Annotated in this window: 16 protein-coding genes and 2 pseudogenes; 9 read left to right on the forward strand and 9 right to left on the reverse strand. The window is 74.1% G+C overall.

From position 1 onward, the window contains the following. Positions 1 to 75 precede the first annotated feature (75 nt). Together ACIBEC_RS36340 and ACIBEC_RS36345 are read left to right on the forward strand one after the other, a co-directional pair. On the forward strand, positions 76 to 1,206 hold the full coding sequence (locus tag ACIBEC_RS36340; protein WP_360503275.1) for an NUDIX hydrolase: 1,131 nt from the start codon (positions 76 to 78) through the stop codon (positions 1,204 to 1,206). A 92-nt stretch (positions 1,207 to 1,298) separates the two neighbouring features. Further along, positions 1,299 to 1,742: a DUF6188 family protein gene (locus ACIBEC_RS36345; protein WP_360503272.1), complete on the forward strand. Its 444-nt coding sequence runs from the start codon at positions 1,299 to 1,301 to the stop codon at positions 1,740 to 1,742. 36 nt (positions 1,743 to 1,778) lie between these two features. Here ACIBEC_RS36345 and ACIBEC_RS36350 read toward each other — a convergent pair whose 3' ends face one another. From ACIBEC_RS36350 to ACIBEC_RS36380, 7 genes are all read right to left on the reverse strand, one after another. After that, positions 1,779 to 2,153: a hypothetical protein gene (locus tag ACIBEC_RS36350; protein ID WP_360503269.1), complete on the reverse strand. Its 375-nt coding sequence runs from the start codon at positions 2,151 to 2,153 to the stop codon at positions 1,779 to 1,781. Between the two features lie 72 nt (positions 2,154 to 2,225). Then, positions 2,226 to 2,621: a roadblock/LC7 domain-containing protein gene (locus tag ACIBEC_RS36355; protein WP_360503266.1), complete on the reverse strand. Its 396-nt coding sequence runs from the start codon at positions 2,619 to 2,621 to the stop codon at positions 2,226 to 2,228. 82 nt (positions 2,622 to 2,703) lie between these two features. Then, positions 2,704 to 3,780, reverse strand: coding sequence for a hypothetical protein (locus tag ACIBEC_RS36360; protein ID WP_360503263.1), 1,077 nt, complete (start codon positions 3,778 to 3,780; stop codon positions 2,704 to 2,706). Positions 3,781 to 3,919: 139 nt separating this feature from the next. Further along, positions 3,920 to 4,303, reverse strand: a complete 384-nt coding sequence (locus ACIBEC_RS36365) for a hypothetical protein (protein WP_360503350.1) — start codon at positions 4,301 to 4,303, stop codon at positions 3,920 to 3,922. 647 nt (positions 4,304 to 4,950) lie between these two features. Beyond that, on the reverse strand, positions 4,951 to 5,979 hold the full coding sequence (locus tag ACIBEC_RS36370) for an MsnO8 family LLM class oxidoreductase (RefSeq protein ID WP_360503347.1): 1,029 nt from the start codon (positions 5,977 to 5,979) through the stop codon (positions 4,951 to 4,953). Positions 5,980 to 6,083: 104 nt separating this feature from the next. Continuing rightward, positions 6,084 to 6,728 (reverse strand): DUF2269 domain-containing protein, encoded by a 645-nt coding sequence (locus tag ACIBEC_RS36375; RefSeq protein ID WP_396289864.1) that lies wholly within the window; start codon positions 6,726 to 6,728, stop codon positions 6,084 to 6,086. A gap of 172 nt (positions 6,729 to 6,900) precedes the next feature. After that, positions 6,901 to 8,085, reverse strand: a complete 1,185-nt coding sequence (locus ACIBEC_RS36380; RefSeq protein ID WP_360503258.1) for a peptidoglycan-binding protein — start codon at positions 8,083 to 8,085, stop codon at positions 6,901 to 6,903. A gap of 361 nt (positions 8,086 to 8,446) precedes the next feature. Here ACIBEC_RS36380 and ACIBEC_RS36385 point away from each other — a divergent pair, with 361 nt between their 5' ends. From ACIBEC_RS36385 to ACIBEC_RS36400, 4 genes are all read left to right on the forward strand, one after another. Further along, a complete protein-coding gene (locus tag ACIBEC_RS36385) occupies positions 8,447 to 9,856 on the forward strand; it encodes a DUF6271 family protein (RefSeq protein WP_360503255.1) in 1,410 nt (469 codons plus the stop codon). Continuing rightward, positions 9,853 to 10,350, forward strand: coding sequence for a GNAT family N-acetyltransferase (locus tag ACIBEC_RS36390; RefSeq protein ID WP_360503252.1), 498 nt, complete (start codon positions 9,853 to 9,855; stop codon positions 10,348 to 10,350). Before ACIBEC_RS36385 ends, ACIBEC_RS36390 begins: the two co-directional genes overlap by 4 nt. Positions 10,351 to 10,483: 133 nt before the next feature. Further along, positions 10,484 to 11,806: a hypothetical protein gene (locus ACIBEC_RS36395; protein WP_360503250.1), complete on the forward strand. Its 1,323-nt coding sequence runs from the start codon at positions 10,484 to 10,486 to the stop codon at positions 11,804 to 11,806. 289 nt (positions 11,807 to 12,095) lie between these two features. After that, positions 12,096 to 13,127: a hypothetical protein gene (locus ACIBEC_RS36400; protein WP_360503248.1), complete on the forward strand. Its 1,032-nt coding sequence runs from the start codon at positions 12,096 to 12,098 to the stop codon at positions 13,125 to 13,127. A 27-nt stretch (positions 13,128 to 13,154) separates the two neighbouring features. Here the strand turns inward: ACIBEC_RS36400 and ACIBEC_RS36405 are convergent, their stop codons facing one another. Continuing rightward, the gene (locus ACIBEC_RS36405) at positions 13,155 to 13,802 is read right to left on the reverse strand and encodes a response regulator transcription factor (protein ID WP_360503245.1); all 648 of its coding nucleotides are present in this window, start codon (positions 13,800 to 13,802) and stop codon (positions 13,155 to 13,157) included. Continuing rightward, entirely contained in the window at positions 13,787 to 15,118 is a 1,332-nt protein-coding gene (locus ACIBEC_RS36410) for a histidine kinase (RefSeq protein ID WP_360503344.1), read from the reverse strand. The genes ACIBEC_RS36405 and ACIBEC_RS36410 overlap by 16 nt, the downstream gene beginning before the upstream one ends. 252 nt (positions 15,119 to 15,370) lie before the next feature. On the opposite strand from ACIBEC_RS36410, the pseudogene ACIBEC_RS36415 reads away from it, so the two are divergent. The 3 genes and pseudogenes from ACIBEC_RS36415 to ACIBEC_RS36425 all read left to right on the forward strand — a co-directional run. Continuing rightward, positions 15,371 to 16,981: pseudogene (locus ACIBEC_RS36415) on the forward strand (AMP-binding protein); the annotation flags it as partial. Between the two features lie 72 nt (positions 16,982 to 17,053). Further along, positions 17,054 to 17,398, forward strand: a pseudogene (locus tag ACIBEC_RS36420) (acyl-CoA thioesterase); the annotation flags it as partial. Next, the gene (locus tag ACIBEC_RS36425; RefSeq protein WP_360503243.1) at positions 17,395 to 19,809 is read left to right on the forward strand and encodes an FAD-dependent monooxygenase; all 2,415 of its coding nucleotides are present in this window, start codon (positions 17,395 to 17,397) and stop codon (positions 19,807 to 19,809) included. The pseudogene ACIBEC_RS36420 and the gene ACIBEC_RS36425, both read left to right, overlap by 4 nt. The last annotated feature ends 5 nt before the right edge of the window (positions 19,810 to 19,814 follow it).

The raw sequence follows: 19,814 nt of genomic DNA on the forward strand, positions 1-19,814 counted from the left end.
CGGCCCGGCGGTGATCGGCACAGCGGCCCGGGGGGAACCATGGAGGTGGCCCGAGTTGTCGTAACCGGGGAGATCATGACGGAGGGAGTCGGGGTGGCGAACGCGGACACGGATGGTCGGGGGATCCTGGCGGCAGCCGGGGTGCTGTTCCCGGACCGGGACGGGCGGCTGCTGGTCGTACGGCTGCCGTACGACCGTAAGCACCCGGTGGCGATTCCCGGCGGCGGGTGGGAGCCGACGGACCGCTCACCCCGGGACACCGCGCTGCGCGAGATCGCCGAGGAACTCGGTTTCACGCCCCGCCTGGGGCCGCTGGCCTGCATCGACTGGGTACTCCACCACGGCCGTCCGCCGATCGTGGCGTACCTGTACTGGGCCGAGCCCTTGACGGAGCGACAGGCCGCGGCGATCCGGCCGGACGCGGCCGAGGTCGGCGGGTGGACGTGGCTGACCACCGAACGGGCGGGGCAGGCGCTACCGCCCCTGCTGTCCCGCCGGGTGACGGCCTGCCTACGGGCACCGCGCACGGCCGGGCCCCTGGAGCTGGAGGACAGCCGGCCGGTCGGGCACACGCTGCGGGAGCTGCCCGCCGACGGGCCGGTACCCGAGTACCTCGGCCTGGCCGCCGCCCCCGGACTGCACCCGGAGGTCGAGCAGCGGCCCGAGCCGCCGCTCGACCCGCAGACCTACTACGCCACCCGCCCGCGGATCCGGGCGAAGGCTCGGGCGCTGTTCACCGACGCCGCCGGGCGGGTACTGCTGGTGCGGCTGCGGCCGTGGGACGGGCCGCGCGGGCAGGAGCCGTACTGGACGCTGCCGGGCGGCGGGGTCGAGGCGGACCGGGAGACGCCCCGGGCGGGCGCCCGCCGGGAGATCCGCGAGGAGCTGGGGTGGGAGGTCGAACCCGGGCCGCTGCTGGCACTGGACTGGCAGCCCGGAGTGGCCGCCGACCCCGGGGCGGACCCGGCGACTGGCCGGGACACCGCCGTGCTGGTGTACGTCTACGACGGGGGCACGGTGACCGACGGGATGCTCGACTCGATCGTGCTGCAGGAGGCGGAGCTGGTGGAGTGGCGGCTCTGCGGTCCGGCCGAGGCACGGGCCCTGCTGAGCGGACCGTCCTGGGACCGTACGGCCGGCGCGCTGGCCGCCCGGGAGGGGACGGGCGGACCGGTCGAGCTGGTGCGCGGCCGGGCTGCCGGATAGCGGGCGGGCAGGTGCCTGGGCTGCGACCCGGTCGGGACAAGATCGGTTGGGACAGGCCGGTTGGGACAGGCCGGTTGGGACAGACTGGGGGTATGCAGAACGCGATCACGGAGGTGCTGGCCGGCCGTCGGGTGGAGTCGGTCAGCGGGGGCGGGCGGCTGAACCTGCTGCTGGACGGCGAGGTGACCGTCCGGGTGGCGCACGAATTCCGCTTCGCGGCGCCGTCGTTCGCCGCGCCGGAGGAGGTCGGGCACTACTTCCCGGCACTGACCTTCCAGCCGAGCACCGCGCTACTGGCGCTGGTCGGGCGGACCGTCGACTCCGCCCGGATCACCCTGGCCGGCGGACTCGAGCTGGGCTTCGCCGGGGGCGGTGCGCTGTCCGTCCCACCGCACGCGCAACTGGCGCCATGGAGCGTGCTGACCGCCGGGGGTGTGGCGTGTGAGGCACTGCCGGGCGGCGAGGTCCGATGGACCGGGCCGCCCGCGACGCAGGGGACCCAGGGGACGCGGGGGACGGAGCCCGGCGGGGCCTGAGCCGCCGCCGGGGACTCCTCCGGTGCCCGGTGGGTGTCAGACCTCGAGGTCGGCCTCGATCTTGACGAGCTGGTGGCGGGCCATGGCCAGGTTGGCGCGGGCCTTGTCCAGGGCGAGGTAGAGGAACAGGCCCTTGCCGGTGCGCCCGGTGAGTGGACGGATCAGGTGGTACTGGCTGGACAGGGTGATCAGGATGTCCTCGATCCCGTCCTGCAGCCCGAGCATGTCCATGGTGCGCATCTTGGCGCGGACCACGTCGGTGTTTCCGGCCGCGGCCACGTTGAGGTCCAGGCCGCCGGGGCCGTCGAGGGTGGCGAGCGCCATGCCGCTGTTGTAGTCGACCAGGGCGGCGCCGAGGGCGCCCTCGATGGTGGTCATGGCCTGCTTGAGCGCGCCGGCTGCGTCGGTCATCTGGGTAACTCCCTTTCGGTGGCTGGGCTGTGGGGTGGTGAGGTCGTGAGGTGGTGGCGTGGGCGGTTCGGGTCAGCCCGCGTCGCGCGGGTCCTTGGGCAGGAGGGTGTCGTTGAGCAGCCCGGCGATTCGCTGGGCGCTGCGACGGGCCTCCAGGTGGAGGCGGCCGACGTTGACGTCCGGGTGCGCCAGCAGGGTCAGCACGCAGCTGCCGCCGGCCGCGTAGGTGGCCACGTAGCCGTACTCGCCGCGCACCAGCGACTCCCGGAACTCGCCCTGGCCGGTGGTGTCGGCGAGCCGTTGGGCCAGCGAGAGCGAGGCCGCCGTCATCGCGGCCAGGCCGGAGGGTTCGACCCCATGGGTGTCGTGCGCGACGAGCAGGCCGTCCACGCTGGCCACCAGGCCGCCCGCGAGGTGCGGGACGCGGTGCTTGCAGGCACGCAGTTCGGCGAGCAGCTCGGTCTCCAAGGCGATCAGTTGTCTCCTTCCGACACGCTGCTTGAGCGCCCGCCTCATGGCCGGAACGACGGGGTCGCGGGCGGGGAGTGGGTCAAAGTCGGGCCTCCAGAAGGTCTCGGACCCGGGTCAGCAGCGCGATGTCCGGGTCGGGGACGGTCAGCGGGTGGGCCGCTGCCGGGGTGGGCTGGCGTTCGGGGCGGGCGTGAGCGGCGATCGGAGCGATCGGGGCGACGGCCTGGGCGGCGAACGCAGGGCCGGTCGGCACGGCGAACGGAGTGCCGACCCGGGCTGCGTCGGCGGCTGGAGCGCCGGTCGCCGTGACACCGCGCAGGGTGGCGCCGGGGATCCGGCGGTGCAGGCCGCCGGGCGGCCTCCCGCCCGTGGCGGCAGGGCCCGCAGCCGGCGGCGCGGTGGCATGCGGTACGACGGCCGGCGGCGCAGTGGTGTGCGGTGGTGCGGCAGGCCCCAGTGCGTCGAGCAGTCCGGCGGCGGCCAGGCGGCGGATGTCCGCTGTGACACCGAAGCCGGAGCGGCCGAGCAGGCGGGCCAGGTCCGCCGGGGTTCTTCGACCGTCGGCGTGGTCGAGCAGCTCGCGGCTCCGACGGCCGGGCGGGCGGTGGGACGGTCGGCGATTGTGCGCGACCGGGCGGACCGGCGCGGTGTCGAGCTGCGCCCAGGGCCAGATCCGGTCGAGGAGCCGGCGTCGGCGTTCGACCTCGCGGCGGAGCCGGTCCGGATCGACCGTCGCGACCGTCCCGAGCCAGTGCCGGGCGTCGGACTCGAACCGCCACAGGCCGCCGCCCGGATCGGCGAGGACGAAGAAGGCGGCGTCGAACAGCGTTCCCAGGTGGCCGAGTTCGAGCTCTCCCCGGGTGAGCAGCCTGCGTTCGACCAGCACGTCCCCGACCCGTGCCCGCGGGCCGTGGACGTGGAGGAGCTCCGCCCAGCCCTCGGGGGTGATCCGGCCGCAGCCGGTGAGCAGGTCGGCCAGACCGGGCGCCCGGGGGGACTCGGCGCCGACCACCTGGCCGTCGACGAGGTGGAGGGTGCCGAGCGGGCCGTGCAGGGTGCCAGTGGCGCGGCGGTCGGCGAGCAGGGCGAGCGCCTCGCCCGGGGTCGTCGGCGCGGCGCACTCCGGGGGCGGGGCGGTGCCGGTGGCGGCGGTCACGCGGTCCACCGCCGGGAGACGGCTCCGGGAACGGCTCCGGGCACAGCCCCGGGGGCGGCTCCGGGGGTGGCAGAGGAGCGGGCCGGCGGCCGAAATGCGACGGGCGGCCGACACGGATCGGGTGTCGCGGACGTCGAGTTCACCCCAGCACCAGTTCCTCGGCCAGCGCCTGGAGGCGGAAGCGGGCGACGGCGAGGTTGCCCTCCGTACGGTCCAGCCAGAGGTGCAGGACGAGCCGGCTGTCGAAGACCGTGTCGATGAAGCGGATCAGGTGGTAGCTGCGGCCGGCCGTGACGATGATGTCCTCCAGCGGGGATCGCCGGTCCTCCGCCACCGTGAAGGTCTGGCTCTCAACAGCCGCTCGCACCAGGTCCGTTGCCTCGGCGGCGGAGGTCTCGTGTTCGCCCGTCGGGCTGTCTCCGAGGCTGCCGAGGGCGAGCCCGCTACTCCAGTCGACGAGGCTCGCGGCGCGTGCTCCGGCGATCGCCATCGCTCCGGAGAGGCATTCGTCGATACCCGGCACACCGGCTCCTTCGCGGGGTCTGGGCGGCCGGGCGCTGCGCGGCACCGGCCGGATCGCCACCAGCAGTGGCAGGTTCGACACGGAAGGCTACTGCCGGATTCCGTATGACGAACATTCCAATGGCATATTCACATCATTAGCGGCCAGTTCCGGCCAAGGTATGACGATGCGTCAGACCTGACCGATGGGCAAACCCGCTGGCCGGTCGATCGTTCGGAAGCGGCATTCCTCGGCCACCTGGCACGGGACCTTGGCCGATACCAGGCCGCCACGGAGGGTTTCGAGCCCCGAAGTGCGATAAAGGGACATCCACGCGAGAAGCGAACACATGCGGCCCCGGCCATGAGGAACGCTCATGCCGAAGGTGATGAGAAACGCTCATGGCGAGGGCCATGAGGAACGCTCATGGCGAGGGCCATGAGGAACGCCCATGGCGGCGGTCATGAGTGCCGCACATGACGAAGGGGCCCGTTCCGTTGGACGGAACGGGCCCCTTCGGGTGGAGCGCCAGGCCCGGGTTGCACGGACTCTTCCTACTGAAAGTAGGACGTGCTCTGGTAGCACCACTGACGCCTGCTCGAGAGTTTCGCTCTCCGGAAGATCACTTCCTCTCGACGAGAAGAACAGTAGCAGGTCATCACGCCTGGTCAGAAATCGTGCATCCCGGTTCGGGCCTGGCCGACCGCCTCGGCGAGCAGGCGGTAGGAGTCGAGCAGCGCGGTGCGGTCGTAGGTACTGGTGGTGACCAGGAACTCGTCCGCGCCACTGCGCTCCACCAGCGCGGCCAGCTCGGCGGCGGCCTGCTCCGGAGTGCCCGCGATGTGGCCCTTGAGCGACTGCTCGTACGCGGCGCGCTCCCGCGCCGTCATCGAGCGGGCGCGGATCTCGTCGGCGGGGGCCAGCGGCGGGAACTCGCCGTGGGTGCGGGAGTACGCGCCGGACCAAGCCTCCGGGACCAACAGCTCGTGGGCCCGCTCGGCGGTTTCGGCGACCGCGACCGTCCCCGCGACCACCACGTACGGCTCGGCGGCCCGTGCGGAGGAGCGGAACCGGGCACGGTAGCGGTCGATCACCGCGAGCATCCGGTCGTCCCCGCGCGCGGCGGCGATGACCAGCGGCAGCCCGGCGTCGGCGGCCAGGTCGGCGCCCGCGCCGGTGGCCAGCACGAAGGCCGGAACGTGCAGGCCCTCGGCGGGCCGGGCGTGGACATCGCGGTGCACCTGCTGTGAGCCGTCGAAGTAGCCGAGCAGCTCGGCCAGCTGGGCGCCGAAGTCGTCCGCCGCGTCCTTCTCCCGCCCGAGCGCCCGCCGGACACCGTCGGTGAACCCCACCGAGCGGCCGAGGCCCATGTCGATCCGGCCGGGGAACAGCGCGGCGAGCACCCCGAACTGCTCGGCCACCACCATGGGCCGGTGGTTGGGCAGCATCACCCCGCCGGTGCCGACCCGGATCCGCGAGGTGGCCGACGCCACCGCCGCGGCGAGCACGGTGGGCGCCGAACCGGCCACCCCCGGCACCCCGTGGTGCTCGGAGACCCAGAACCGGTGGTACCCGAGCCGCTCGGCCTCGCGGGCGAAGTCCACCGTGTCCCGCAGCGCCCTGGCCGGCTCCTCGCCCTGTCGGGTGCGGGAGCGGTCGAGCACGGAGAGCCTGACGGTGGGCGTAGCGCTGGTCACATGGCTGGACAACGCGTGCCCACCGGGCGGGCATTCCCGCCGACTCCGGGCCCCGGAGCCCGGAGTCGGCGGCCCGTGGCTCAGGCGACCCGTCGGCCCGCGACTCAGGCGCCCGCCCCCGGTATTCGGCCCTGACGCGCACCCGCGGCGGCGGCGCGACGGCGACCCCAGGGCTTGTACACCGACAGGATGACGTTCACCAGGTAGAGCGACAGGGCGACCGCCGGGACGATCACCGTGTTGTAGCGGATGAAGCCGAGCGCCGCCGCCGGGATCGGGCCGGACGGGTGCGCGTCCACCACGCGCACCGCATCGTGCAGCCGGGCGGTGAGGGCGAAGACCGAGGCCGCCATCGCCGCGAGCGTCAGCCAGAACTTGGTGCTCACCCAGTAGTAGCGGAACAGGCCCCAGGACGTGCCGAGCCCGAGCGCCACCCCGCTCAGGAAGGTGAGCAGGCTGAGCGGCAGCACCAGCGCGTCGCCGAGCATGCCCATCGCCCGGTAGGCGGTGCGCAGTCGGTCGGCGTCCCCGGTCGTCAGCGCCGTCACCGCCAGGGTGAGCAGGCAGAGCATCAGTGCCAGCCAGCTCACCGAGGCGACGACGTGCAGGACCACCAGAGGCTTGCGCGCCCTCGGTGGCAGGCGGCGATCGGCGGATCGCCGCCTGCCACCGGGGACCGGTTCGGGCGTCGCGACAGCTCCGACGACCCGGTTGGATCCGGCGCCGTTGACTCCGCTGGACGAGCGCACGGGTACCTCCTTCGAGTCTGGCCACGCGAACGGCCCCAGACTCTCCCGCCCGCCCCTCATCGGGCATCTGACGACGGAAGTAACCTCGGCTACTCCCGGGCGAGTACGCTCCCTCGTCCGGACGCGCCGACACACCTTCCCCAGGAGTACCACCCCCGGAGAACCGCGTCGCTCAGTCGGTCACCGCGAAGCCCTGCGCCGCGCCCAGCCGGTGGAGCGAGGCCTGTCCGGGAATGCCGTCCGCCGCGCCCGCCTCGTACCCGCAGCGCCGCTGCCAGGCCGCGTACGCGGTGACCGTACGGCTGCCGAACGAGCCGTCCGCCCAGCGCTGTTCGAGCAGTCCCTCGTCCACCAGCGCCTGCTCCACGATCGCCACCTCGGCCCCGTACGTCCGGTGGCCCTGCTCGGCGCCCGGGTCGGTCCGCGCGGCGGAGACCACGTGGGCGACCGACACCGACCGCTGCCCGGGGATGTAGCCGAGCAGCCGGTTCAGCGAGCCCTCGCCGGGGACGCCGTCCGCCGCCTGGCCGGAGTAGCCCAGACTCACCTGGTAGTCCGCGTAGTTCTCGGTGTCCGCGTCCGTCCAGGTCGGCCCGGGGCCGTCGTGGTAGTGGGCGCCGAAGCCGCGCGAGACGAGCGCCCGCCCGACCGCCGTCACCTGGTAGCCCTGGGCGCCGTAGCCGTACGGCAGGCCGTTGATGGAGACCTGGTAGCGGGCCGGGGGCACCGGGTGCTGCTGCGAGGGCGGGGTGTCCGGGGAGCCGGGGCCGGCCGTGAGGTCGGGCCAGGATCCGGGGTCGGTGTGGTCGTTGAACGGTACGTGGGCGTGCGCGTACCAGCCGCCGCAGGTCTCCCACACGTGCTCGTCGCGGTGGCCGGAGAAGTCGATCGGGCGTCCCATCGGCCACGTGTCGGGGACGCCCCAGGAGGCGATCCAGGCGTGGATCCGGTCCCAGCCCGCACACGGGGTGTCGACCAGCCGCGGGTAGACCTTTCCACCGTAGCGGCAGTAGGGGAAGAACACCGCCTCGATCTGGATCACCACGCGGCCGGCCCGGTTGGTGCGGGTCGGGCTCCCGGTCGGGCTGAGCAGGCTCTTCGAGCGGGAGTCGGCGGGGAACAGCTGCGCCGTCCGGCCGCTGAACGGGTCCCAGACCAGGTGCGGCGCGTCGCCGGCGCCGCTGCCGGTGAAGTAGTTCACCAGGTCCTCGTAGGAGCACCAGTCCTGCGGCGCGGCGGCGGTCGCGTTGCGGTCCCAGGTGATGTGCGCGATGGCCTTCGGCGGGTACTGCTGGTCGGTCGGCGCGTGGTCGCCGAGGTCGTGGACCTCGGCACCGGGCAGCCACGGGTCAGGCATTGCGGTCTCCTCCCAACGGCATGAGGACATCGCTTCCGGTATCGGCACATCGGCGGTCCGGATTGACCCCGACGGCTCAATACGCGGCATCGAACCGCCCACACTCGCCCGGCCGTTCGACTCGGCGAGGGGATTTCGCTCTCGCGTGCGAGCCGCGGGCCCGGACACGCTGCCGGGCCCGCGGCCGCGCGAGGAGGGCGCATTCCACCCCGCCGAGGCCCGGCTGTCAATCGTTGACATCACAAATGGTCTAGTCCACGGTAGTCCGACGGACCGGTCGAAGCCCGCTCCAGGGCCTCCCTGTGCGCCCAACTCGCCATCGTGACAACGAATCTGACGATCCGACGGAGACACCCGCGCCATGCAAAGAGTCTGCCTCGCCCTGCCCACCATGCGCCCCTGCGCCGCCACCATCGCGGACCTCGCCGAGGAGGCGGCCTACGCCGTCGCCACCTTCGACGTCGAGGTGCACCTGCTCATCCTCGACACCACCGACGCCGCCGGATTCGCGGAGAACGCGGGCGCCGTCAGCGCACTCGCACCCACCCCCGGCGTGGTCGTCCACCACCTCGGCGAGGCGCAGCAGCGGGAGTTCCTGCACCGGGTGGCCGAGCGCTCCGGCGCCCCCGACCCGGAGCTGCTGCTCGACCTGATGCTCCCGCAGGCCGTCGCGTACGGTTCCTGCGTCAACCGGCTGTTCCTGGGCGCGGCCGCCCTGGGCTGCACCTCGGCGCACCTGCGTAACGACGACGCCGACTTCCAGGTGCGCGACGGCCGGAAGGTCTTCCCGATCCACCACGAGTTGCTCTCGATCGGCCGGCCGGCCGGCGAGGCGGCGGCCGGCGTGTCCCGCTCCGAACTCGACCCGGCCGACGCGGACAAGCCGGTGATGCTGGTCAGCGGCTCCTTCATCGGCGAACTCAACGTGGACATCAGCGAGATCCACGAGCTGGACCCGGCCGTCTACCGCGACGTGGTGCGCCTGTGGACCCCGCCGGTGTGGTCGGAGGAGGACCGGGACGCGATGGTGGACGTCTCCTTCAAGGGCGCCGGCGCCGAGCCGTTCGGCACCGACCACTCCGTCCTCGGCGTGCCCGACATCTGGGACGTCTACATGTGCAACATCGCCCTGGACCACCGGGCCTACGAGGTGCTGCCGCTGCTGCCCTCGATCGAGACCATCGGCAGCGACTACGCCCTGCTGCACGCCATGGTCCACTCCCGGCTGCCCGGCGTCACCCACAACCGCCACATCGTCAACTACTACACGTCCGAGCGCCGCACCGGCGCCGGCTTCGTCTCCTACCAGATGCGGTTCGTCAAGTTCCTGCTCTCGATGCTGTACCTGTACCCGGTCTACGGCGGGATGATCGACCTCGGCCGCGGGATGCTGGACGAGCGGCACGGGCTGAAGGTCGAGCCGATCCTCGGCCTGGTGCGGGGCAGCGTCGACTGGGACCGGGCCGGGAACGAGCACTGCCTGGACGTCCTGGACCGCTCCTACCGCAAGCTGGGCGGCAAGTACGCCGAGCTCGCGGACGTGGTGGCCGGGCGGCGCCGGCAGCTCCTGGACGAGGCGCAGGAGGACGCCGAGCGGTGGGTGGTGCTGATGGAAGCCTGGGCGGCGCTGGTGGCCGCCGCCCGCGCGGAGGGCATCGGCGGCGGTGCAGAAGGGATCGCCGCCCGCGCGGAGGGCATCGGCGGCGGTGCAGAAGGGATCGGCGCCCGCGCGGAGGGCATCGGCGCCGGCGCGGAGGAGCCGGCCGAGTGAGCGAGGATCTCCGAATCCGGCTGCTGGCCGAGCAGGACTGGGACGCCGTGGTCGACCTGGAACACGCCGCCTACGCGGCCGACGGCCTGTCCGAGGGCCGGGAGGCGTTGCAGTCCCGGGCCCGCAGCTCGCCCGACACCTGCTTCGTGCTGGAGGAGCGCGGCGTCGTACGCGGCTACCTGCTGAGCCTGCCGTACCCGCCGCTGCGCTGCCCGGACCTCAGCCGGCCGGAGGAGGCGGTGTACGAGTCGGGAAACCTGCACGTGCACGACCTGGTGATCGCCGAGGACCTGCGCGGGCGGGACGTCGCGCTGGGGTTCATGCGGCACTTCCGCGAGCAGGCGAGCGAGCAGGGGTTCGAGCGGATCTCGATGGTCGCGGTGCGCGGGGCGGACATCCTGCTGCGGCTGCTCGGCTACCGGGCGCACCGGGAGGTCGGGGTGCCGGCGAGCTACGGGCGGCGGGCGGTGTACATGTCCATGCCGGTGGCCTGAGCCCCCCGACGGCTCCCGACGGCTCCCGACGGCTTCCGACGGCCTGACCGCACCCCGGCGGGGGCCGACCACCCCAGGCCGGGTCCGCCGGAAATCGGCGGCGGACCAGCCTGGCAGCGGGCACAATGCCCGGATGCCGCCCCTGCTGTACGCCGTCGCCCTCAACCCCGCGCTGCCCCGCGACCTCCTCGGGTACCTCATCCGCGCCGCCGACGCCGACGAGGAGCTGGCCTGTGCTCTCGCAGACCGGGCCGACCTCGCGCCGGAGCAGGTCCGACGGCTCGCCCAACGCGACGAGGACGCCGCCGTCCGGCTCGCCTACGGCGGGCTGCTGCGCGCGGAGGACATCGATCCGGTCGCCCGGCCGGCCGTCGCGCTCGCCCTGCTGGACGAAGGGCGCGGGGATCCGGCCTGGGCGCGGCAGTTGGTCCGGGACCCGGACCCGTACGTCCGGATGCGGCTCGGTTCGTGTCCCGGCCTGCCGGACGAGGTGGCCGACCTCCTCGCGGAGGACGAGGAGACCGACGTGCTGGCCGAGTTCGGTCGCCACACCCTGCGGTCCGACCTGTCGGCCCGGCTCGCGGGACACCCGGAGGCCGAGGTGCGACGGTGGGTCGCGGCGAACGAGGCCGCGCCGCCGGAGCTGCTGACGGCGCTGCTGGCCGACGACGACGACCGGGTCCGCGGCCAGGCGGCGGGCAACCCCGCGACGCCAGGCGCTGCGGCCGCCCGGCACGTCGACGACCACCTGTCGGTCCGGTGCCAGCTCTCCGAGCACCCGGGGCTGTCCGCGGAGACCTACCACCGGCTCGCCGAGGACCCCACCCCCTGGATCCGGGGCAACCTCGCCGAGAACCCCGGCATCGACCTGCCGCTGATGCACCGGCTCGCCACCGACGACGGCTACGACGTGCGACGACGGCTGGCCTTCCACCCGCGGATACCGCTCGACCTGCTCGAGCGGCTCGCCGTCGCCGTCCGGATCGGGCCGGCCCTGCTCCCCCGGATCGCCACCGCCGATCCGGCCGAACTCGCCCACCTCGCGGGCTCCTCGGAGCCCCGGGTGCGGATGCTCGTCGCCCGGCACCGCGACCTGCCCGCCTCCGTACGGGACGCGCTCGCCGCCGACCCGGACGCGGCGGTGGCGAAGGCCGTGGCCCCGCACCCCGGCCTCATGCCCGCGCAACTCGCCGCCCTGCTCGACCGGTTCGGCACCAAGGTCGCCACCGCCGTGGCCGCCAACCCGGACACCCCGACCGCCCTGCTCGACCGCATCGCCACCACCGAACCGGTACCGGGCAAGGCCCTGCGCGCCATCGCGGCCCACCCCCAGGCCGGCCCCGAGGCCCTCACCCGCTGCCTGGCCTCGCCCGACCCCCGCACCGCCGAAGCCGCCGCGAGCAACCCGGCCCTGCCGCCGGAGGTCATCGCCGCCCTGGCCGTCATCCCCCGGTGACGGGGACGCCCGCGAAGCCGCCCTGCCCTGCCGGTCCGCGTCGGCGGCGCTCCTCCGGCGGACGGTAGCCGAGGCGGCCACAACGGCCGGTCCGCGCCGCCACGCACCACGCCCCCGTTCACCGTGCCCCACGCACCACACCCGCCCCACCGGCCCCGTCATCGTCCGGGAGCGGTTGCAGTTGCGTCTCCGTTCCGTTTCGGCGGGCGTACGAAGTACCGGCCGGTCCGGGATCGTGGAGGCAACGACTGGTCCGGCAAGGGGAGTTGCCATGGGGGACGGCCGCGGGATGGTACCCGATGTCGTGGAGGCGCTGCTGGTCGGCGGGCCGCACCAGGCGGTGGCGGACGTGGTGCGGGCGCGGCTGCGGATGGTGCCGGAGGGGGCGCGGGCACTGGCCTCGGCCGAGGCGAGCCCGAAGGACGTGGGGGCGCGGGCGCAGCTGACCGCCGCGGTCGCCCATCTGCTGGCCTCCGACGAGGCGTTCGCGCAGTACCTGGCGACGACCGGGCTGGGGCGGCCCGCCGATCCGTCGACCGTCCAGCTGCGGACCGGGCCGAGCACCGTCCAGTTGCGGACCGGGCCGCCCACCGCGCCGCCGACGACGGGCCCGACGACCGTCCAGCTGCGGGTCGGCCCGGCGGACGCCCGGGCCCAGGCCCTCGCCGCGCGCCGTGGCAGCGCCGGGATCGTGGTGGCCCTGGCGCTGGTGCTGATCGCCGCCCTGGTCGCAATCGGCATCCACCTGGGCTCGCGCCCGCTGCTGAAGCCGGGCGGGCCCGGTCTGGCACACGCCGCACAGCCGTTGCGCGACCCGGCGCTGGTGCAGGGCGTGCTGCCCGACGCGCGGGCGATGCCGAGCGGGTGGCAGGTGCAGAGCGGGCCGGAGTCGGGGTCGGGTACGAACGGCGAGGTGCCGTGTCTGCTGCCGGACTCCTGTGATCAGCAACTTGCCTACGCCACCGTGCGGTTCAGTGCGGCGGACATCCAGAGTGTGGAGTTCACCGCGGTCACCTTCGTCTCCCCCGAGGCCGCCGCCCGGGCCTTCGACACGACGCTCGACCGCACCGCCGGCGAGGATTCGGGGGCGATGGCCCTCCCCCGGATCGGCGACCAGAGCGCCGTCCGGACGCGCGGTTCGTCGGCGGCGGTGGCGCTGGTCCGGGTCGGCGGCGTGGTGCTCACGGTGCACGACAACGGGCCGGGTGCCGCCGTCACCGCACCCTGGCTCACGATGTTCGCCCGGCTGCTGGCCGATCGCGCCCGGCAGGCGCAGGACGGCCACACCCCGGACGCGGCCGCACAGACCGCAACCACCTGACGGTCAGGGCTTGTTTCACGGCTTGTTTCACGGCTTGTTGAGGTACGCGAGGACCGCGAGGACCCGCCGGTTGCCGTTCTCGTCGTCGATGAGCCCGAGCTTGCCGAACATCGAGGTGGTGTACTTGCTGATCGCGCTGTCGCTGAGGAACAGCCGCTGCGCGATGGCCTGGTTGGACAGCCCTTCCGCCATCAGGCCGAGCACCTCCAGCTCGCGCTCGGTGAGCCGGTCGAGCCGCCGGTTCGAGGGGGCGGAGGAGACCAGCGCGGCGATGACGGCCGGGTCCATGGCCGTGCCGCCCTTGGCGACCCGCTCCAGGGCGTCGACGAACTGCTCGCCGTCGAACACGCTCTCCTTGAGGAAGTAGCCGATGCCGCCCGTGCCGTCGGCCAGCAGCTCGCGGGCGTACAGCTGCTCGACGTGCTGGGAGAGGATCAGCACCGGCAGTCCGGGTACCTCCCGGCGTGCGGCGAGGGCCGCCTGCAGGCCCTCGTCCGACTGGGTCGGCGGCATGCGCACGTCGACGACGGCGGCGTCCGGACGGTGGGTCAGCAGGGCGTCGAGGGTTTCGGGGCCGGTGGCGGCCGTGGCCACCACCTGGTGCCCGTAGGCCTCCAGGAGGTGGACCATTCCGTCCCGGAGCAGGTAGAGGTCCTCGGCTACGACGATTCGCATGGCACCATCATCGTCGCACGCGTCGGCCCGCCCTCGGGGCTGGTGATCTGCAGGGTGCCGTCGAACACCGCGAGTCGGCGGCGCAGGCCCGCGAGTCCGCCCTCACCGCGCGGCACGGCTCCGCCGCGGCCGTCGTCCTCGACATCGACGACGATGCCGGTCTCGTTGGGGGCGATGTCGATCCGCACGGCCGTCGCCCGGGCGTGTTTGGTGGCGTTGGCGAGCAGTTCGGCGATCCCGAAGTAGACGGCGGACTCGATCGGCGGTTCCCACCGGAACGGCCGGTCGGCGGTGCCGGACAAAGTGCCACATACGGTGCCGGACAAAGTGCCGGTCGCAGCGCCGACGGCGGCGCCGGCCACGGTGACGGCCACGTCGAGCGGGCTGTTGAGGGCGAGCGCGTGGACGGCGGCGACCAGGCCGCGCTCGGTCAGCACCGGCGGGTTGATCCCCCGGACCAGGTCGCGCAGTTCGGCCAGCGAGCTCGCGGCGCCGGCCCGCGCCGCCCGCATCAGGGCCCTGGCCCGCTCCGGGTTCGTCTCCATCAGCTTCTCGGCGGTGGCGAGGGAGAGCCCGAGCGCGACCAGGCCCGCCTGCGCCCCGTCGTGCAGGTCCCGTTCGATCCGGCGGATCTCGGCAGCCTGGGCGACCGTCGCGTCCGCCCGCTGGGCGGTCAGCTCGTCGACCCGCTCGGCCAGCAGCATCGCGGCGGACGGGCCGAGGAAGCGGACCGCCACCGGCTCGACCAGCCGCCAGGCGTACGGGGCGGAGGCAACGGCCGCGACCGCGGCGAGCGCCCCGACCAGGCGGGCCAGGGGCTCCGGCCGGGCCGACCCGAGGACCGCCGCGGCCACCCCGGCCGGCGGGACGGCCGCGGCCAGGCCGGCGGTGAACGGCGCGATGCCGGTGAAGCGCAGGTCGCGCCAGGTGGCCGGGTCGCCCCACCAGGTACGCCACGCCTGGTCAAGCACGGCGTCCCGGCGGCTGCGCTCGTAGGAGTGCCCGTTCCACCAGTAGCCGGTGGACATCCGGGTGACCGGCCCGGGCTCCCGGTAGCCGGCGGGGACGGCCGTGCCGGTCCACCGCTCGACCAGGAAGCGGACGGCCCGGCAGACCGGAGGGGCGAGGGCGAGCGTGCCGGTGCCCACCAGCACCACCGGCAGCAGCCACGACCACGGGTTCGCCGGCCCCCACCGGATCCCCAGCGCCACGGCGGCGGCCCACACCGCCGGGATCAGCAGGGTGACGACCGCCACCGCGCACGCCCGGCCGAACCCCACACCGACGCGTGCACCCCATGAAGCCAGCTGTCTCATCATCCCCGCTCCTCGACCTCCGTTCGAATGCTCCCACTCTGCACCGACCGGAGCCCCCGGATGTGCTGGTCAGCGCAGGAGTACGCCCAGGCCCACCCCTCCGTACGTCCAGCCCTCGCCTCCGCACGTTCAGTCCCCGCACCGCCACCATCGGCAGGGCCCGTCGCCCGAATGCATGTATCGCTGTCTTGACTGGCGTCACCAACGCGCCATACTGGCCTCACTCCCGCTCGCACGATGAGGTGCCCGCCCATGGAGCTCTCCCCCTCAGCGCACGTGGACACATACTGTCGAGACCACCTCCCGCCCTTCGAGCAGTGGCCCGAACTCCTCTTCGAACTACCGGAGTTGGCCTACCCGGATCGCCTGAACTGCGCCTCCGCCCTGCTCGACGACACCATCGACCGCCTCGGACCCGACCGCCGTTGCCTGCTCACCCCCACCGAGCAGTGGTCCTACGGCGAACTGCGCGACCACGCCGACCGGATCGCCCGCCTGCTGACCGAGGACCTCGGCCTCGCCACCGGCAACCGGGTGCTGCTGCGCGGCCCCAACACCCCCTGGCTGGCCGCCTGTTGGCTCGGCGTACTGAAGGCCGGCGGGGTGGTCGTGACCACCATGCCGCTGCTGCGCGCCACCGAACTGACCGAACTGACCGGCATCGCGAAACCCGTCCTCGCCCTGTGCGACCACCGCTTCCTGGCCGAGCTGCGGCAAGCGCGGACCCCCGGCCTGCGGATCGTCGCCTACGGCGGCAGCGGACCCGAGGACCTCACCGCCCGCTGCGCCGCCAAGCCGCCCGGCTTCGCCGCCGTCCCGACCGCCGCCGACGACGTCGCCCTGATCGCCTTCACCTCCGGCACCACCGGCCGGCCCAAGGCCACCCTGCACTTCCACCGCGACGTGCTCGCCAACGCCGACACCTTCTCCCGCCACCTGCTCCACCCCACCCCCGACGACCTCTTCGCCGGCACCCCGCCGCTGGGCTTCACCTTCGGCCTCGGCGGCCTGCTGGTCTTCCCGCTGCGAGCCGGCGCCGCCGGCCTGCTGCTGGAGCAGGCCACACCCGAACAGTTGGCCGAGCAGGTCCGGCAGCACCGGGTCAGCGTGCTGTTCACCGCGCCGACCGCCTACCGGGCGATCCTGGCCGCCGGGCTGGCCGACCGGCTGGCCGGGGTACGGCGCTGCGTCTCGGCGGGCGAGCCGTTGCCCGCCGCCGTCTGGCGGGCCTTCCACGCGGCCACCGGGCAGCGGCTGATCGACGGCATCGGCGCCACCGAACTGCTGCACGTGTTCATCTCGGCCGCCGACGAGTCCATCCGCCCCGGCTCCACCGGTCGGCCCGTCCCCGGCTACCGCGCCGCGATACTGGACGAACAGGGCCGCCCGGTGCCGGACGGCGAACCCGGGCTGCTCGCCGTCAAGGGCCCGACCGGCTGCCGCTACCTGGACGACGAGCGCCAGCTGAGCTACGTCCGGGACGGCTGGAACCTCACCGGCGACACCTACGTCCGTGACCGCGACGGCTACTTCTGGTACCAGGCGCGCAACGACGACATGATCGTCTCGGCCGGTTACAACATCGCGGGGCCCGAGGTCGAGCAGGCGCTCGCCGCCCACCCCGACGTGGCCGACTGCGCGGTGGTCGGCACGCCCGACGAGCGGCGCGGCAGCGTGGTCACGGCGTACGTGGTGCTGCGCACGGGCGTCCCGGCCGGGCCGGACACGGTGCGTGCCCTCCAGGAGCACGTCAAGCGCACCATCGCGCCGTACAAGTACCCGCGGGTGGTGGAGTTCGTCACCGAGCTGCCGCGCACCGCGACCGGCAAGCTGCACCGCGCCGAACTGCGGCGGCGGGCCTCGATCGCCCCGGCCAGCGTCGCGATCGAGCGCCGGGTCGAGTGGTCCGACACCGACGCGGCCGGGCACTACCACTTCTCCGCCGTGCAGCGCTGGGCCGAGGCAGCGGAGGCGGCGCTGCTGCGCCGGCTCGGGCTGGCGGAGCTGTTCGGGCGGATCCCCCGGGTGCACTTCGAGGCCGACTACCGCGAGCGGCTCTGGTTCGGGGACGTGGTCCGCACCGAGCTGCGGGTGGTCCGGGTCGGCGGCTCCTCGCTGCACTACGCCTTCGAGGTACACGGCCCGCAGGGCCTGGCCGCGAGCGGGAGGATGTCGGTGGTGCACGCCGCGCCGCACAGCAAGGGCGCCGAACCGTGGCCCGACCGGGTGCGCCGGGCGCTGACCGAGGCAGGGCCGCAGCAGCCGGAGGTGGTCGCATGAGCGGCACCGGCCCCAGCCTCGACCCCGGCCCCGGCCCCGACACCAGCACAGGTACCGGCACCCGGGCGCGCCGGATCGCGGTGATCGGCGCCGGCCCCGGCGGGCTCTACTTCGCCGCCCTGGCCAAGCAGCTGGCGCCGGACCGGGAGATCACCGTCTTCGAACGGGACGGCCGGGAGGACGAGTTCGGCTTCGGCGTGGTCTTCTCCGACGAGACCCTGGACGGCATCGCCCAGGCCGACCCGCAGGTCTTCGCCGCGATCAGCGCCGAGTTCGCCCGCTGGAGCGACATCGACATCCGCTACGCGGGCCGGGTCCGCACCAGCGGCGGCCACGGCTTCGCCGCCCTGGACCGCAACCGGCTGCGCGCCATCCTGCAACAGCGCTGCGCCGAGCTGGCGGTGGACGTGCGCTACCGCACGCCCGCCCCGCCCGTCGAGCGGCTCGCCGCCGAGTACGACCTGGTGGTGGCCGCCGACGGCATCCACTCCGGCACCCGGGCGGCCTACCCGGACGCCTTCCGCCCCGAGTCGGACGAGCGGCGCTGCCGCTACATCTGGCTCGCCACCGACAAGGTCTTCGAGGCGTTCACCTTCATCGTCGAGCAGTACGACTTCGGCGTACTGCAGGTGCACGCCTACCCGTACAGCGCGACCCGCTCCACCTTCATCGTCGAGATCGCCGAGGACGCCTGGCGCCGCGCCGGCTTCGAGGCCTTCGCCGCCCGGGAGTTCGCGCGTGGCGAGAGCGACACGGAGAGCGTGCGGCGCTGCGCGGAGCTGCTCGCCGGCCACTTGGACGGCCACCGGCTGATCCCCAACGCCTCCCGCTGGATCCGCTTCACCACGGTGCGGAACGCGAGTTGGCACCACCGCAACGTGGTGCTGCTCGGCGACGCCGCGCACTCCGCGCACTTCTCGATCGGCTCGGGCACCAAGCTGGCGCTGGAGGACGCCCTCGCTCTGGCCGCCGCGCTGAGCGAAAACCCTTCCCCCGAAGAGGCGTTGGCGGCCTATGAGGCCGAGCGTCGCCCCGTGGTGCAGTCCACCCAGCGCGCCGCGCAGGCCAGCCTGGAGTGGTTCGAGACCGTCGGGCGGCGCACCGGACAGGGCATCGACCAGTTCGCCTTCAACCTGCTCACCCGAAGCCGCCGGGTCACCTACGGCAACCTCCGGGCCCGCGACGCCGCCTTCGTCGACGCCGTGGACACCGCCTTCGGCGGCTCGCCCGGGGTGCCGCCGATGTTCCGGCCGCTGAAGCTGGGCGCCTTGGAGCTGCGCAACCGCGTCGTGGTGCCGCCGCTCGCGACCTTCACCTCCCCCGACGCCCTGCCCAGCGTCTTCGACCGGGCCCAGCTGACCGGGCACGCGCTCGGCGGCGCGGGGCTGGTCCTCGCCGGGATGACCGCGGTCAGCCCCGAGGGCCGGACCACCGACCGCTGCCCGGGCCTGTGGACCGACCGCCAGGAGGCCGCCTGGCGCGAACTCGTCCGCGCCGTACGGGCGGTGAGCGACACCCCGCTCGGCATCCAGCTGACCCACGCCGGACGCCGGGGCGCCACCACCGTCCCCGGGCCGGACGGCATCGGGCGCCCGCTCGCCGAAGGTTGGCCGCTGACGGCCGCCTCGCCGATCCCGTGGGACGCCGACAGCCCGGTGCCGCACGAGGCCAACGACATCCAACTGGCGGCCATCACAGCCGACTTCGCGGCCGCCGCCGAGCGCGCAGCGCGGGCCGGGTTCGACGTGCTGGAGCTGCAGTTCGGCCACGGGCACCTCGTCTCCTCCTTCCTCTCCCCGCTCACCAACCACCGCACCGACCGCTACGGCGGCCCGCTCGCCCACCGGCTGCGGCTGCCGCTGGAGGTGCTCACGGCGGTGCGCGCCGCCTGGCCGGCCGGGCAACCGCTGCTGGTGCGGATCTCGGCGAGCGACTGGGCGCCCGGCGGCACCACCGAGGCCGAGGCCGTGGCGATCTGCCGCGCGCTGGCCGAGGTCGGGGCGGACGCGGTGGACGTCTCCACCGGCGAGGTCGTGGCGCATCAGCGGCCGCCGTACGGGCGCGGCTACCAGACGCCCTTCGCCGAGCTGGTCCGCGCCGCCACCGGCCTGCCGACCGTCGCGGTCGGCGCGATCTCCGGGCCTGACGACGCCAACTCCGTCCTGCTGGCCGGGCGGGCCGACCTGGTCGCGGTCGGCCGGGCCCAGCTGTACGACCCGCTCTGGACGCTGCACGCCGCCGCCGAGCAGGGCTACACCGGGCCGGGCGCCCGCTGGCCCGAGCCCTGGCGGGCGGGCAGCCGCACACCGCCCGGCCCTGGCGCCGACCGGGTCGCCCCACGGCTGCGCCTGCTGCGCGAGCCGCCCGCCCCCGTCCACCGCCGGTGGCTGCCGGCCCCGCCCGAGGAGTGACGAGG

Source organism: Kitasatospora sp. NPDC051164, from assembly GCF_044455625.1.
In the GTDB taxonomy this organism is placed as follows: domain Bacteria; phylum Actinomycetota; class Actinomycetes; order Streptomycetales; family Streptomycetaceae; genus Kitasatospora.

Coding starts and splice junctions, on each gene's coding strand:
- ACIBEC_RS36385 (WP_360503255.1), top strand. CDS start 8,447: ATGCAAAGAGTCTGCCTCGCCCTGCCCACCATGCGCCCCTGCGCCGCC.
- ACIBEC_RS36345 (WP_360503272.1), top strand. CDS start 1,299: ATGCAGAACGCGATCACGGAGGTGCTGGCCGGCCGTCGGGTGGAGTCG.
- ACIBEC_RS36405 (WP_360503245.1), bottom strand. CDS start 13,802: ATGCGAATCGTCGTAGCCGAGGACCTCTACCTGCTCCGGGACGGAATG.
- ACIBEC_RS36410 (WP_360503344.1), bottom strand. CDS start 15,118: ATGAGACAGCTGGCTTCATGGGGTGCACGCGTCGGTGTGGGGTTCGGC.
- ACIBEC_RS36380 (WP_360503258.1), bottom strand. CDS start 8,085: ATGCCTGACCCGTGGCTGCCCGGTGCCGAGGTCCACGACCTCGGCGAC.
- ACIBEC_RS36425 (WP_360503243.1), top strand. CDS start 17,395: ATGAGCGGCACCGGCCCCAGCCTCGACCCCGGCCCCGGCCCCGACACC.
- ACIBEC_RS36350 (WP_360503269.1), bottom strand. CDS start 2,153: ATGACCGACGCAGCCGGCGCGCTCAAGCAGGCCATGACCACCATCGAG.
- ACIBEC_RS36395 (WP_360503250.1), top strand. CDS start 10,484: ATGCCGCCCCTGCTGTACGCCGTCGCCCTCAACCCCGCGCTGCCCCGC.
- ACIBEC_RS36340 (WP_360503275.1), top strand. CDS start 76: ATGACGGAGGGAGTCGGGGTGGCGAACGCGGACACGGATGGTCGGGGG.
- ACIBEC_RS36400 (WP_360503248.1), top strand. CDS start 12,096: ATGGTACCCGATGTCGTGGAGGCGCTGCTGGTCGGCGGGCCGCACCAG.